Origin of the sequence: Alteromonas sp. PRIM-21 (genome assembly GCF_027563165.1) — a bacterium.
GTDB lineage: Bacteria > Pseudomonadota > Gammaproteobacteria > Enterobacterales > Alteromonadaceae > Alteromonas > Alteromonas macleodii_A.
Map to the genome: position 1 here is coordinate 20239 of NZ_JADOEK010000011.1, position 13780 is coordinate 34018.

Annotated in this window: 10 protein-coding genes; 4 read left to right on the forward strand and 6 right to left on the reverse strand. The window is 45.2% G+C overall.

Going from position 1 to position 13780, the window contains the following annotated elements:
* The first annotated feature begins 51 nt into the window (after nt 1-51).
* Together IW644_RS15130 and IW644_RS15135 are read left to right on the forward strand one after the other, a co-directional pair.
* On the forward strand, nt 52-1104 hold the full coding sequence (locus IW644_RS15130; protein ID WP_269918292.1) for an aldo/keto reductase: 1053 nt from the start codon (nt 52-54) through the stop codon (nt 1102-1104).
* A 154-nt stretch (nt 1105-1258) separates the two neighbouring features.
* Complete coding sequence (locus IW644_RS15135) at nt 1259-2428, forward strand: Na/Pi symporter (protein ID WP_269918293.1); 1170 nt, start codon at nt 1259-1261, stop codon at nt 2426-2428.
* Nucleotides 2429-2512: 84 nt separating this feature from the next.
* On the opposite strand, the gene IW644_RS15140 is transcribed toward IW644_RS15135, so the two are convergent.
* Entirely contained in the window at nt 2513-3676 is a 1164-nt protein-coding gene (locus IW644_RS15140) for a DcaP family trimeric outer membrane transporter (protein ID WP_269918294.1), read from the reverse strand.
* 256 nt (nt 3677-3932) lie between these two features.
* Here IW644_RS15140 and acs point away from each other — a divergent pair, with 256 nt between their 5' ends.
* Nucleotides 3933-5879, forward strand: a complete 1947-nt coding sequence (gene acs, locus IW644_RS15145) for an acetate--CoA ligase (protein WP_269918295.1) — start codon at nt 3933-3935, stop codon at nt 5877-5879.
* A gap of 17 nt (nt 5880-5896) precedes the next feature.
* Entirely contained in the window at nt 5897-6541 is a 645-nt protein-coding gene (locus IW644_RS15150; protein WP_269918296.1) for a response regulator transcription factor, read from the forward strand.
* Here IW644_RS15150 and IW644_RS15155 read toward each other — a convergent pair.
* The 5 genes from IW644_RS15155 to IW644_RS15175 form a co-directional block, all read right to left on the reverse strand.
* Complete coding sequence (locus tag IW644_RS15155) at nt 6501-7472, reverse strand: amino acid ABC transporter substrate-binding protein (protein ID WP_269918297.1); 972 nt, start codon at nt 7470-7472, stop codon at nt 6501-6503. The genes IW644_RS15150 and IW644_RS15155 overlap by 41 nt on opposite strands.
* Nucleotides 7473-7553: 81 nt before the next feature.
* Nucleotides 7554-7988, reverse strand: coding sequence for an ATP-dependent zinc protease family protein (locus tag IW644_RS15160; protein ID WP_269918298.1), 435 nt, complete (start codon nt 7986-7988; stop codon nt 7554-7556).
* Between the two features lie 15 nt (nt 7989-8003).
* Nucleotides 8004-9035, reverse strand: a complete 1032-nt coding sequence (locus IW644_RS15165) for a succinylglutamate desuccinylase/aspartoacylase family protein (RefSeq protein WP_269918299.1) — start codon at nt 9033-9035, stop codon at nt 8004-8006.
* A 42-nt stretch (nt 9036-9077) separates the two neighbouring features.
* The gene (gene rimK / locus IW644_RS15170) at nt 9078-9983 is read right to left on the reverse strand and encodes a 30S ribosomal protein S6--L-glutamate ligase (protein WP_269918300.1); all 906 of its coding nucleotides are present in this window, start codon (nt 9981-9983) and stop codon (nt 9078-9080) included.
* A 215-nt stretch (nt 9984-10198) separates the two neighbouring features.
* On the reverse strand, nt 10199-13642 hold the full coding sequence (locus IW644_RS15175; RefSeq protein WP_269918301.1) for a PAS domain-containing hybrid sensor histidine kinase/response regulator: 3444 nt from the start codon (nt 13640-13642) through the stop codon (nt 10199-10201).
* Nucleotides 13643-13780 lie beyond the last annotated feature (138 nt).

Below are 13780 nucleotides of genomic sequence, written 5' to 3' on the forward strand. Positions count from 1 at the left end.
CGGCCGACTCACTATTGCATTAACAAGGTATAAGCCAAGGTAGAAGCAAAGATGAAGTTTAACCGCTTAGGAAATAGCGACCTACAGGTGTCAGACATCTGTTTAGGAACAATGACATGGGGTATTCAAAACACCCAGCAAGATGCAGATGAACAAATAGCTTACGCCCTTGATAAAGGTGTTAACTTTTTTGATACCGCGGAAATGTACCCCGTTCCCCCTAATGCGCAAACCTATGGCGATACAGAGCGAATTATAGGTAATTGGATCTCGCGAAATGAAGCGAAGCGCTCAGATATTATATTGATGACCAAAGTTGCTGGCAGCGGCTTGAAGTATATCCGCAATGCTGGGCCAATTACGTCTGATGCAGTTAGCAACGCGCTTACTGATTCGCTAGAGCGTTTAAATACTGACTATATTGATGTTTACCAGCTACATTGGCCGAACAGGGTAACGCCACATTTTGGAAAGCATTGGCCTGATGGCGCGGATCCCACGAAAACGAATCGCGAAAAAGAAATAGAGGGTATGCGCGATATTCTCATGGGAATTAAGGGTGCATTAGACGAAGGCAAAATAAGACACTGGGGGCTGTCGGACGATACGCCTTGGGGCATTCACATTTTTCTCACCCTTTGCAAAGAGCTCGATATGCCCCTTCCGGTGTCTATTCAAAATGAGTTCAGCTTACTGCACGCAAAAGACTGGCCGTATTTAATTGAAATGTGTGAACTAGAAAATATCGCTTACCTGCCTTGGTCACCATTAGCGACAGGCATGCTAAGCGGCAAATACCAAAACGGCGCACGACCAGAAGGTAGCCGGTGGACGCTAGCTCAGCGCATGGGACTTTTCAGAGATAAAGCGCCTGCACAGGCTGCTACAGCAGAATATGTGAAAATTGCAGAAAAAGCAGGAATAACACCTTCGCAATTAGCGCTAGCATGGTGTCAGCGGGTACCTGGTGTATCGTCTACTATTATTGGGGCAACAACAATGCCTCAGTTAAAGGAAAATATCGATGCGTTTGATATCACGCTCTCAAACGAGACGTTGGAGGAAGTTCACAAGGTCTTCAGACAATATCCGTTAGGCTTCTAAACGCAATCTTTTCCAGCTTAAAATGGCGAGCTTTACTAGGGCTAGTTGATACTTGGTGTATATCAAATAACAACTAGCCCTGAGTATTTATCGTCATTTTTGTGTAATACGCACGTCATACTATAAATTTTTCAAGTATGAATCTGTGCGTATTATGTCAATGATTGACCCCCAAGCCGCTCAAACCCAAGCTGCTCAAAACAATGTGGTAGAACACACACACAATGGGCGTAAATGGCTACTTTTAGCCTTGTTAGTGTATGTAATGTTGCTTGCCGTCAGTATGATTGGCAGCGGCTTTAAATTTGCCACTGGCGATCACGCTAAAACTCTTTTCAGCTTTGCCTCTAACCCTGTGATGGGGTTGATCATTGGTATGGTTTGTACTGCGCTTATTCAGTCTTCAAGCACAGTTACCTCAATTATAGTTGGGATGGTGGCGGGTGGCTTACCAATAACCATTGCTATACCCATGATGATGGGAGCAAATATTGGAACCAGCATAACTAACACCTTGGTTAGTCTAGGGCATGTTGCAAGAAAAGAGGAATTTCAACGAGCTTTCAATGCAGCAACAATCCATGACTTTTTTAACGTGTTATCAGTGTTGATATTCTTGCCGCTGGAGATGGCGTTCGGAATTTTAGAGTTTTTGAGCGGCCAGTTAGTTGCTCTGCTCCACACGGGTGAAGCGATGGGAGTAGGGGGCTTTAACCCAATAAAAGCGACGACCCAACCCATTACCGACCTTATTACTCAAGGCTTTTCATTTTTACCCTCCATTTATCCGGGGGTAGCCAAAATCATTCTTGGCATAGGCTTAATCATGCTTTCTATTACTTACATGGGTAAGATTATGAAATCGCTTATGGTAGGTAAGGCAAAAGCGCTCCTACATACCAGTATTGGTAAGGGGCCGCTCTCCGGCATTGCCTCAGGTGCAGTAATGACTGTGTTAGTGCAGTCATCATCAACCACAACGTCACTTATGGTGCCGTTGGTGGGCAGTGGCATTTTAAAAGCTAAGGAAATTTACCCGTTTACTCTGGGCGCGAATATAGGAACCTGTATAACGGCGCTTATTGCGGCATTAGGCGTAGCTGGCATAAACAGCGGTTTCGCGTTGCAAATTGCGCTGGTACACCTTATTTATAACGTTTTGGGCGTTACGCTAATTTACGGGTTACCCTTGTTGCGCAATATTCCACTTAATTTGTCTTACCAACTATCGGTTATTGCTGCAGAACGAAAAATGTATGGCGCAGCTTATGTAGGCGGGTTATTTTTTATTATGCCTTTGGGCATAATTTTTACTACCATGTAAATGCTTAAGAAAGTTAGAGCGCTCTCTTAAGAACAAAAAAAACGGCGCTGATGCGCCGTTTCTTAATTAGGTTTCAGTATGTAATTAAAACGCGTATTTAGCTGAAACCTGGAAGCGGTTCATGTCGCCTTCAAGGCCTGCTTCAATTTCACGTTTTGCGAACGCATACTCAGCACCAACAGTTAGCGCTTTCGTTGGCGAGTACAAGTAGTTCACACGTGTGCTGTACGTGCTTTCCGTCGTATTTAAGCCAGTAAGGGTTACGTCATTGTCGGCTTCAAACGCTGAAAACATGACGCTGCTGCGCGCTTTCTCGCTCCATTTGTGTCGATAAGCAACGCCATAGCCCGTTGAATCAATGGCTTCAAGGTCGCCGCTTTCAGTAAGCACTGCGCCATTTACCGCGTTAAGTGCAGAGTATCTGCCTAAACCTTTACCTGTATTGAACGTGAAGCGAATGTCATCGCCATTCGATAAATTATATTTACCTGTTACCGACACACCAAAGCTGGTCTCATCAGCGTCAATGCCTACGGCATTATCATAAGAAAGTTGTCTAACTAGGCCTGCTACTTTTACATAACCCCAGTCTTGTTTTGTGGTGTAGGCTGCAACCAAATCTGGAACACTGCTGTCATCACTTGTGATCCTGCTACCACCACCAAACGGTGTAATTGTAGATTCTGGGTTTTCTAGTGCAATCTGAAACCCGCCATTGGTATATCTCACCATGACTTGACGGCCAAAGGTGATACCGTCAGTGGTACCAATAAAATCAAGTGATTCTGGTAACGAACCTACGTCCATGAAGGTAGTCCATGTTTGGCCTACCAACCAATTCTTATAAGTTAAGTACGCGTGACGTACTCGCGGAGTATAGGAGTTACTGATACGCTCATCACCACCACTAGTCACAACAAAATCCAACTCGAATACGCCGTTAATAGTGTCACCTTCGGCGGTAGGTGTCGATGTGGCAAAACGGAAACGGGATGTTCTGATGTGTGCATCGAACTGTGGGTCTTCGTCAAAGCCACCAACGGGAGTTAGTGAAGGTATATAAAAGTCTCGACCTACGCTACCCGAGGCAATTGTGCCATCTGAATAGTCGCTTACCATAGCGTCAACTTTAATATAGCCCGTGAATTTCACACTAGTGTCGCCGATTGTTGCTGCTTGTGCTGTGCCGCCCGCTGCTGCCAGGCACAGCGCTACTGCGGTAGCGGTATTTTTTATTTTAGCTTTCATCGTGTCTGTTCCAAAAAAGTGGTTAAATAAATGTAAATTCAACGTTAACATCGCTGATTGTGTACTTATTATCTCAAATTTAAATAAGCCGATGGTCGCATAAGACTATAGTCTTACTACTTTTAGTCTAACTTTTTATTAATACCTTAGTTTTATGCTGCTAAGACCAAAGTCTCATTTTGCTTTGTGGGTGAATAGCTAGAGTGTTTCACCATACAACAAGATTTTTACATTATTGATATTGGAGGCAATCTTTATGACCGCCAGCAAAACTTATCCTGTGCCTGAGAACATTCTTCAATCTACTCATTTAACTGCATCGCAGTATGACGAGATGTATAAGCAGTCAGTTGAGGAACCAGAAGCGTTCTGGGCTGAGCACGCCTCTATGCTTGAGTGGTACCAAAAGCCAACCAAAATTAAAAACACCATGTTTGGTGAAAATGATGTGTCTATTAAATGGTTCGAAGACGGTGAGTTAAACGCTAGCTACAACTGTATTGACCGTCACTTGGCAAACAATGCCACAAAAGTTGCTTTTCATTGGGAAGGCGACTCACCGGAAGACAGCCAAGATGTGACATATCAACAAGTGCATTATGAAGTATGTAAGTTAGCGAATGCACTTAAAGAGATGGGAGTCAGAAAAGGTGATCGCGTTGCCATTTACATGCCTATGGTGCCTGAAGCTGCCTACGCGATGCTTGCGTGTGCACGTATTGGTGCGGTTCACTCGGTAATTTTTGGTGGTTTCTCACCAAACGCTATTGCTGATCGTATTAACGACAGTAGTGCAAAGGTTGTTATTACTGCCGATGAAGGGCGCCGTGCAGGAAGAAGCATTCCGCTTAAAGCAAATGTCGATAAAGCGTTGGCCGATGATGCCTGCCCGTCTATTACACATGTGTTGGTACATAAACTAACGGGTGGCGACGTAGACTGGAACGAGAAGCACGACGTATGGTGGCATGAAGCTGTGGACGGTATGTCTGCCCAGTGTGAACCTGAAGTAATGAATGCGGAAGACCCGCTATTTATTCTCTATACATCAGGCTCTACGGGTACGCCAAAAGGTGTGGTTCATACCACAGGCGGTTATCTACTTTATTCCGCTATGACCTTTAAATACGCTTTCGATTACAAAGACGATGACGTTTATTGGTGTACCGCTGATGTAGGCTGGATCACAGGTCATAGCTATATGGTTTACGGCCCTATGGTAAATGCTGCATCACAAGTGTTCTTCGAAGGTGTACCGACTTATCCAGACGTAAAACGTATTGCGCAGGTAGTAGAAAAATACAAAGTAAATAGCCTTTATACTGCGCCAACCGCTATCCGTGCGTTAATGGCTCACGGTGACGTGCCTGCTGAAGGTTGCGATTTATCGTCACTTCGTTTGCTTGGTACAGTGGGTGAGCCAATTAATCCAGAGGCGTGGGAATGGTATCACCGTGTTATTGGTGAAGGTCGCTGCCCTATTATCGATACATGGTGGCAGACTGAAACAGGCGGACACATGATTTTACCTCTGCCTGGCGCGACAGAATTGAAACCTGGCTCGGCAACCCGCCCGTTCTTTGGCATACAGCCAGCGCTATTTGATGCTGACGGTAATGAACTTGAAGGTGCGGCAGAAGGTAATCTAGTGATTAAAGATAGCTGGCCAAGCCAGGCTCGAACGGTTTATGGCGACCATCAGCGCTTTATCAACACCTATTTTAGTGCTTACAAAGGTGTGTACTTCACAGGTGATGGTGCACGTTGTGACGAAGATGGCTTTTATTGGATAACCGGCCGTGTAGACGACGTACTAAACGTGTCTGGCCACCGTTTAGGTACCGCTGAAATAGAAAGTGCGCTCGTTGCCCACTCAAAAGTGGCTGAAGCTGCGGTAGTCGGTTTCCCTCACGATATCAAAGGGCAGGGGATTTACGTTTACGTTACGCCTAATGAAGGTGTTGAAGCAGATGAAGCGCTGACTAAAGAGCTTAAAGCGTGGGTACGCCAAGAGTTAAGCCCTATTGCTACTCCAGATATGATTCAGTGGTCGAACGGGCTACCTAAAACACGCTCTGGTAAAATCATGCGTCGTATCCTGCGTAAAATTGCGGCCAATGAGCACGAGCAATTAGGTGATACATCTACATTGGCGGATCCATCGGTTGTTGATACACTGATAGAGGAACGTCTAAATAAGTAGAATTAAGGATATAGACAATGATAACCCTTCTAATCGCTGATGATCACCCGCTGTATCGCGATGCACTACGAGGCGCGTTGTCGTTGTCACTTCCAGCCCTTACTTTAAAAGAGGCGGGAGACCTAAACACCACAGTCGATATTCTTAATAATGAGGATATCGACTTATTGCTTCTTGATTTGCATATGCCAGGCAGCAATGATTTATTTGGCTTGTTGCATATCCGAAAACTTTTCCCTGAACTGCCCGTTGCCGTGGTTTCTGGTACAGAAGACTCCACGCTTATCTCAAAGATCATTAGCGTAGGCGCGCTCGGTTTTATTCCCAAAACTGCCAGTGCACAGGATATAGCTAATGCAGTAGAAGCTATTTTAGATGGTGACGTGTGGTTGCCTGAAAACTTAAGCGAAGATGTAGATGAGGTAAACGAAGCCTTTTCTGAACTCGCTGATAAGGTTGCGTCACTCACGCCTTCCCAGTATAAAGTGCTTTGCTACATGCGCGATGGATTGTTGAATAAACAAATTGGCTTTAATTTAGATATTGCTGAAGCCACCGTTAAGGCGCATGTTACCGCTATCTTTAAAAAGTTGGGCATTAATAACCGTACCCAAGCGGTACTTATTGCTTCGCAGCTTGAGTTGGAGCCACCGGTTCAGTAGCATCGTACTTAAGCACGGCTTCAGACATAGCAAATTCAGGTAAAAACTTCTCTAAAGCTAAGCGGCTTTGCTCGCTCAGTAGCGGGTTGTCGATTTCAATAATCGTACGCCCATCAATTAAGCTCAACCCTTCTTTAAAGTTCTTATGTGCGAGCAGTAATTCTTGAAACTTTCCGGTTTCAAACAGCATCAATAGGCCTTGTGCTATGCGTCCCGCCAATGCTTGGTTGTCGCTGCCAACAAAGAAAAAGATAGGGCTTGGGTATGAAATGATGAGGTTATCATCAATAGTTAAGCCTTGAGATAAGGTTTTATCGGCAAACTCTTCGTTAATTTCCATCACACTTCGTGGAAATATGTCGGCGAATCCTTCCGAAACAATGCGAAATGAAGCGCGATACGTGGTTTCTAAAACGGGGATATCATTAGCCCTAAAAATTTTCGTATCCGGCCAGTCATACCCCAAAACCGCGCGAAACTCTTGGAGATCTGCAAGGTTTTTTATCTTTTTTAGTCGCACATCCCCTTCTTTGACGAACAAGGCGCGCTTACCAAATAGTCCAGCCATGATGGGAATGCGAATAGGGAGGAACTGGCGCTCGCGCTCGGTTGACGTTACGCTCCACGTTACGTCAAGCATGTTATGCTCTAAGCTTCGCAACTGGCGTTCTTGGGCCGTTTCTTGGTTGCTAACAATGAGTTCAAAGGTACCGTACTGCGACTGTGTAACGCGCAAAGCTTCCGTTAGCAGTGACTTAGCGTAAGAGTAAACGCTATCCCTTCCAGGGTGGACATTGGGTAATCTTAAAACGGTATGAGGCAAGTCTGCGCTTACATCATCAGATGGCTGCTGTTGCCCGTGAACAACGAAATGCGCAAGTAAACTCATTAACAAAATGATACGGCTTAGTGATTTAGCTTTGATATCCATATTTTCAACTCATGTACGTGGCGCCAGCCCTTCTACGTGTCTTGCTAAAGGTTGCCTAAAGTATAACCCCTTTTTTAGCTGCTAATCTTTTCCTGTAAGTAAAAAGTCGTGTTCGGGGTCTACAATAAACTGTCCACTCATCGCCTCTCTGCCAAGTAGCATCAAGTAAGTCATTTCAGAGCGGTCTGTTAGCGTTAACTGGATATCCCACTGGAATCCATCCATTACGATAGGCGTAATGATAACATAGCGTTTTTCACGTGTAGCTGTTGAGCTTTTTACACGTTTTTTGCCTTCCACTCGTGCTTCCCTGCGAACTACACGCTCGACGTTATGAATATCTGGGTGGATATCAAACTTTATCCACAGTTCACCCTGGTGCTTAAACTCTTCGATGTTGTCTACATGCAGTGAAGACGTTGCCGCTCCTGTATCAACGCGCACAGTTAAGTCGGAGATAGCAAGGTGGGGCAAGTCGCACAGTTCTACTGCTCCAACGATTTTTTTGTTGTTCATCAAGTTTCTACCAATTTATAAATCAGGGCTCTGCTCTGTAGGCAATAAATTGTCTTGTAATAGTTCTACGTGTTCGGCAACAGTATCAGGCTCTGAAAAGTATGCAATGTGATAAACGGCTTCACCCTCTTGGGTAAGCGGAATATTTTGTTTACCAATAACAACGCCTTCAGCAGGGCTTTCAAGGCTGTCTAAATAATTTCCAAATGGATCTGAAATAGTGGCCAGCTTGTCGCCTTTTTCAACATGATCGCCTAGCTGTGCGAGATGATTGACAAACCCACTTTCAGGCGCGCGCACCCAGCCACTTTGTCTGGCAATGAAACGTTCAATACTGTGACCTTTGCTGCGGCTTTTGTTGAGCATACCTAAATGACGCATGGTATTGATAATTCCTTTTACGCCTGCGCGAATAGAAAACTCGTCATAGCGCAGTGCTTGACCTGCTTCATAAAGCAATATTTTAACGCCATTTTCACTGGCCGCCTCGCGTAACGAACCGTCACGTAATTCCGCATTTAGCAGTACAGGCACACCAAATGCTTTAGCCATTTCAAGCACTTCAGGGTCGTCCAAATCCGCGCGAATCTGCGGTAAATTACTACGGTGAATAGCGCCTGTATGAAGGTCGATGCCCACGTCACATTTACTCACTACTTCCTTAAAAAACAAATTGGCTAGTCGGCCGGCAAGCGAGCCCTTTTTACTGCCAGGAAAGCTGCGGTTTAGATCACGCCTGTCGGGTAAATAACGAGACTGGTTTAAAACGCCGTATACGTTAACCATGGGTACCGCTATTAAAGTGCCTCTAATTCGTTCAATCGCTTTTGAGCGGATTAGACGACCGACTATCTCAATACCATTCAATTCGTCACCATGAATAGCGGCGCTCACAAACATAACCGGCCCTGGCCGTTTTCCACGTTTCACATAGACGGGAATACTCATGTTGGTCGCCGTGTAAAGCGGGGGCATCTCCAGCTCAATCTTTTTGGTTTCGCCAGGAGCAATGCTTTCGCCCCCAATTTTTAAAACATCATTTACCACTAACGTTTTCCTATATTTACGTTACTGCGTAGGTTGAAGGGGTTAGCCTTTACCGCGGGTTTTAGTTTTGTGCGGCTTTGCGCTCTTTTCGATGAACTCTATAACCATACTGGCAACATCTTTGTTGGTCGCTTTTTCGATACCTTCTAAGCCCGGCGAAGAGTTGACTTCCATCACTACAGGGCCATTATTCGAGCGAAGAATGTCTACACCACAACAGTTTAGTCCCATGGTTTTTGCTGCATCTACCGCCGTTTTGCGCTCGGCAGGGCTTAAACGAACTAAACTTGCCTGACCACCGCGGTGAAGGTTAGAACGAAACTCTCCAGGAGCAGCCTGTCGCTTCATAGCAGCAACGACTTTTCCACCAACCACAAAGCAGCGTATATCGGAGCCGCCCGCCTCTTTAATAAACTCCTGTACTAAGATACTGGCATTAAGCCCCATAAATGCTTCAATGATCGACTCTGCCGCTTTTTGGGTGTCTGCTAATACTACGCCTATACCTTGGGTACCTTCTAGCAGCTTAATTACCACTGGCGCGCCGCCAACGGTTTTGATCACATCGTCAATCTTATCTGGGTGATGAGCAAAGCCAGTTCTAGGCATGCCAATGCCTTTGCGAGATAAAAGCTGTAGAGAACGCAGTTTATCTCGAGAACGACTAATCGCTACTGACTCATTAAGGCTATAGGTTCCCATCATTTCAAACTGGCGAACCACAGAGGTGCCGTAAAAACTAACAGACGCCCCAATGCGAGGAATGACAGCGTCGTAATAAGGAAGTTTTTCACCTTTGTAGCGAACAGACGGGCGCGCACTGGTGATATCCATATAGCAGTGCATAGTATCGATAACATCGACCTGATGTCCGCGAGCCTGCCCAGCCTCCACTAAGCGTGAAGTGGAGTAAAGGCGTGGATTTCTTGAAAGAATAGCAATGCGCATTATAAAAAAGCCTGTAATTTGTGAATATTTTCTCGGTTAACTAACTTGTTATCTACTGCGGTAGATTATAATTTAGACAAGTCATTTTGCGCGCATACTAAAGGAAGTACTGAAGTGTGTCTTACGAATAATTCTTGTTGTGTCGATTCTTTTTAATGGATGAACTTGTCGACTATTCACGTTAGCATTAGAGCACGTTGGCCTTTTTATACAAACTAAACGTTTTTGGCTTCTCTTATATAGCGCGTCATACTTTGAAGTAGTGCGCGCAGTTTTGCTGGTTTTAGTGGCTTGGCTAAGAAATTGACACCTTGAGATTTACACTGAGTCACTAGGTTCTCATCTGGTGTTGCGGTTATAAGCGCCGCCGGTACTACAATATTAAGGCGGTGTCGTATCTCTTCTATAAGCGCGAGCCCATTTTTTTCGCTCTCAAAGCTAAGCTGGTAATCCATTAGTAAAATTTGAGGCTGAATAACTTCACAAACTTTTAGTGCGTCATCCCAGTTATTCGCTAAAAATACGTTCACGCCCCATTTTTGTAATAGGGTTTGCATGGCATCCAAGTTCTCCCTTTGGTCATCCACGCAAAGTACATTCATTCCAGTAAATGTGGTACTACGAGGTTTTGCTGCAACACTAGAAGCCCGATTAGGTGCGGCTTTAGCAAGAGAAAACGCAAAGCAGCTTCCTTTGCCAACCTTAGAGTTAACGCTAATATCACTGTTCAACTGCAGGCTTAAGCGGCGCACCACGCCCAAACCCAAACCTAACCCATGCTCTTTACTTTCGTTGGCGCGAAAGAAATCGCCGAATATACTGTCTTTTTTATCATTAGAGATACCAATACCTGTATCGATAACCTTGAAATAAACTACTTCTTTAACAGCTTTGACGGTAAAAAGAACCCGCCCTTTTTCGGTATATTTCACTGCATTTGATAACAAGTTTTGGGTAATTCGGTATAAATAGGTTTTATCTCCTCGTACCCAACAAGGGCGGATAATGGCTTTGAAGCCCAGCCCTTTTTCACGGGCACGCATTGCCATTTCATCAACTAACGGAGAGAGTAGGGCACTTACATCAATTGATTCGATATCGGGTTTCATTTCCCCTTGATCTAATCTAGCAATATCAAGCAAGGTGCCGATGAGCGTTTCACTTGAGCTGACGCTATGGCCAAGCTTCTGAATAATAGCTTGGGCCTGCTCAGATAGTTCCTGCTCTTCCAAAGCACTTACGTAGAGCTTAGCCGCATTAAGCGGCTGAAGTACGTCATGACTGGCAAGTGCTAAGAAACGGGTTTTACTGGCGTTGGCATCTTCTGCTGCTTTCCGTGCTCTTATTAGTTCTTTTTCGGCCTCTGAGCGTCGTTCTATTTCAAGGCGAAGCTCAGCGTTGATAGAGTGCACTTCTTCAGTGCGCTTTTTAATACGAGCTTCAAGGTCAATATTCGATTCTTCAAGCGCTTGCTGAATTTCCACGTGCCCTGTGATGTCGTTGAAGCTTGTTACAAAACCGCCGCCGGGCAGTGGGTTACCCACCATTTCAATGACCCGGCCATCTTTACGTTGTCGAGTAAAGCGGTGTGGCATGCCGGAGCGCAAGTGCGCTAAGCGTTTTTCTACTTCAGCATCGACATCGTGAGTACCAAACTCGCCTTGAGAAGCATTGTAGCGGATGAGCTTTTCAATAGGCGTGCCCACAGCAAGTAAGTTGTCAGGATAAGGGTACAGGTTAGCGTAGCGCTTGTTCCACGCGACCAAATTTAAATGTTTATCTACCACGCTAATGCCCTGGTCCATGTTTTCAAGGGAGGTTAACAGCGCTGTCATATTAAATTGCATCGCCTGTGTGGTATCGTCGAAAAAGTTAATAACCTCAGTGAAGTCCATTTTCTTACCACGCAGCGCACTATCTAACAGTACTTTCGCGCTAGAGGCGCCAATAACCCCGCCAAGGGCGCGTTCACAGAATGATAAGAATGATTCATTGGGCGTATCTGTGTGGCTTAACTGGCAATTGTTGAGTTGTTGATATTGGGTAAGCAGCTGGTCGCAACGACCGGTTCCCATAAAGGTTGAAAGCAAAGTGATGAGGTCAGACACGGTAACGTTCGTCGCTTGGGCTTTAACCGTGTTGTTACTTGAAATAGCAGGCGACACAAACGCCTCTGCCTGCATTCTGTCGATAAGGCGCTGGGGAGCAAAATGAGAAAAGAGTACGTACACCAGGCTGTTTGCGGCCAAGCTAATCATGGCCCCTTGACTTATCAATTCGTTTTGCTCCATTTGAGAGACTTGCTCACTTACAATAGGAAGCACTAACCAAAGCACCCAGATAACAAGCCCGACCATAAGCCCCGCATAAACGCCGTGGGCATGAGCGCGTTTCCAGTAAAGACCGCCGACAATGGCAGGCATCAGCTGGATAACCAGTGAAAACGCAATAAGGCCAATGGAGTGTAGAGAGCGACTGCTGGTCATTTGCTGGTGGTAGAGAAAAGCCATCAATAAAATAAAGGCGATAACAATCCGTCTAATTAGGCGGATTTTTTTGGATACGTCTTTTTTGTCGTCGGTGTTGCCTGTGAACGCTAAAATTCGTGGCAATATCACGTCGTTGGTAAGCATGGTACTAAGGGTTAGCGTAGCGACTATGATCATAGCAGTAGCCGCAGACAAACCACCGACAAAAACGATGACTTGAAGAAGTGCAGACTCCGAAAACATCGCAAGAGACAATACATATGAGTCAGGTTCAATGCCTTGACCAGCAAAAATGGCTTTACCTGCGATAGCAATAACGGGAATAACCGCGGAAATAATGGCTAGGTAGAGCGGGAATAGCCAACGCGCTGTGCGTATGTGCCCCAGGCTTAAGTTATCGATAATGGCAACGTGAAACTGGCGAGGTAAGCAAACAATGGCTGCCGCAGCCATAATGGTTTGTGCAATGAAGCTAAATGAACCGAATTGAGCAAGTGCAATTTCGTTGGTAAAACTTTCGAAAAATGCACCAGACTGGGTGCGCTTCCACGCGCTATAACCCACAACAGCAACCAGCACTAAAGCAAGAAGCTTGATTGTGGACTCAAATGCTATGGCCAGCATAAGGCCACGCCTATATTCTGTTACATCAGTTTGGCGTGTACCAAAATAAATGGCGAAGGCAGCAATAAAGCCTGTAGCAGCAATGATAATTCCATTGCTGTTAGGTTGCTGAGTTAACAATTGAAAGGTGGCGCCTACCGCCTTAAGCTGAAGCGCTATGTAGGGAATAGTTGCAAGTAGGGCAATAAGAGTAACGACTAGGGCCACGGTTTGGCGTTTGCCATAGCGTGACGCAATGAAGTCTGAAATGGTCGTAATATGCTGCTTTTTACTTACCAACGTTAGTTTATAAATAAACTTGTATCCCAGTGCATAGACTAGGATAGGTCCGAGCATAATCGGAAGGTAAATCCACGTATCCCTGCTTGCTTGCCCCACCATGCCAAAGAAGGTCCACGCGGTACAGTAGATTGCCAGAGCTAATGAATAAATGGCAGGGTGAGAGGTCAGTGCTCTTGCGGTAGGCGAGTTCTTTTCTCCCCAACTTGCTAATGAAAACAGCAAAAAAAGGTACAAGACTGCAAGCGTTACCCAACCAAAAACCATAATCTTCCTTTAACTTAGTTTTAACAACTGTGCTGATATTATAATCATTTCGACCATGGTCTACCTACGACCATGGTCTCATTTTGAATTTCACACCTCAGGTCTAGAGTAATAGCCGACCTCCTAAATGCTTGACTT

Bases quoted from the DNA above. Each gene is read 5' to 3' on its own strand.
- rimK (WP_269918300.1), bottom strand. From the start codon at position 9,983: ATGCGCATTGCTATTCTTTCAAGAAATCCACGCCTTTACTCCACTTCA.
- IW644_RS15160 (WP_269918298.1), bottom strand. From the start codon at position 7,988: ATGAACAACAAAAAAATCGTTGGAGCAGTAGAACTGTGCGACTTGCCC.
- IW644_RS15130 (WP_269918292.1), top strand. From the start codon at position 52: ATGAAGTTTAACCGCTTAGGAAATAGCGACCTACAGGTGTCAGACATC.
- IW644_RS15140 (WP_269918294.1), bottom strand. From the start codon at position 3,676: ATGAAAGCTAAAATAAAAAATACCGCTACCGCAGTAGCGCTGTGCCTG.
- IW644_RS15150 (WP_269918296.1), top strand. From the start codon at position 5,897: ATGATAACCCTTCTAATCGCTGATGATCACCCGCTGTATCGCGATGCA.
- IW644_RS15175 (WP_269918301.1), bottom strand. From the start codon at position 13,642: ATGGTTTTTGGTTGGGTAACGCTTGCAGTCTTGTACCTTTTTTTGCTG.
- IW644_RS15155 (WP_269918297.1), bottom strand. From the start codon at position 7,472: ATGGATATCAAAGCTAAATCACTAAGCCGTATCATTTTGTTAATGAGT.
- acs (WP_269918295.1), top strand. From the start codon at position 3,933: ATGACCGCCAGCAAAACTTATCCTGTGCCTGAGAACATTCTTCAATCT.
- IW644_RS15135 (WP_269918293.1), top strand. From the start codon at position 1,259: ATGTCAATGATTGACCCCCAAGCCGCTCAAACCCAAGCTGCTCAAAAC.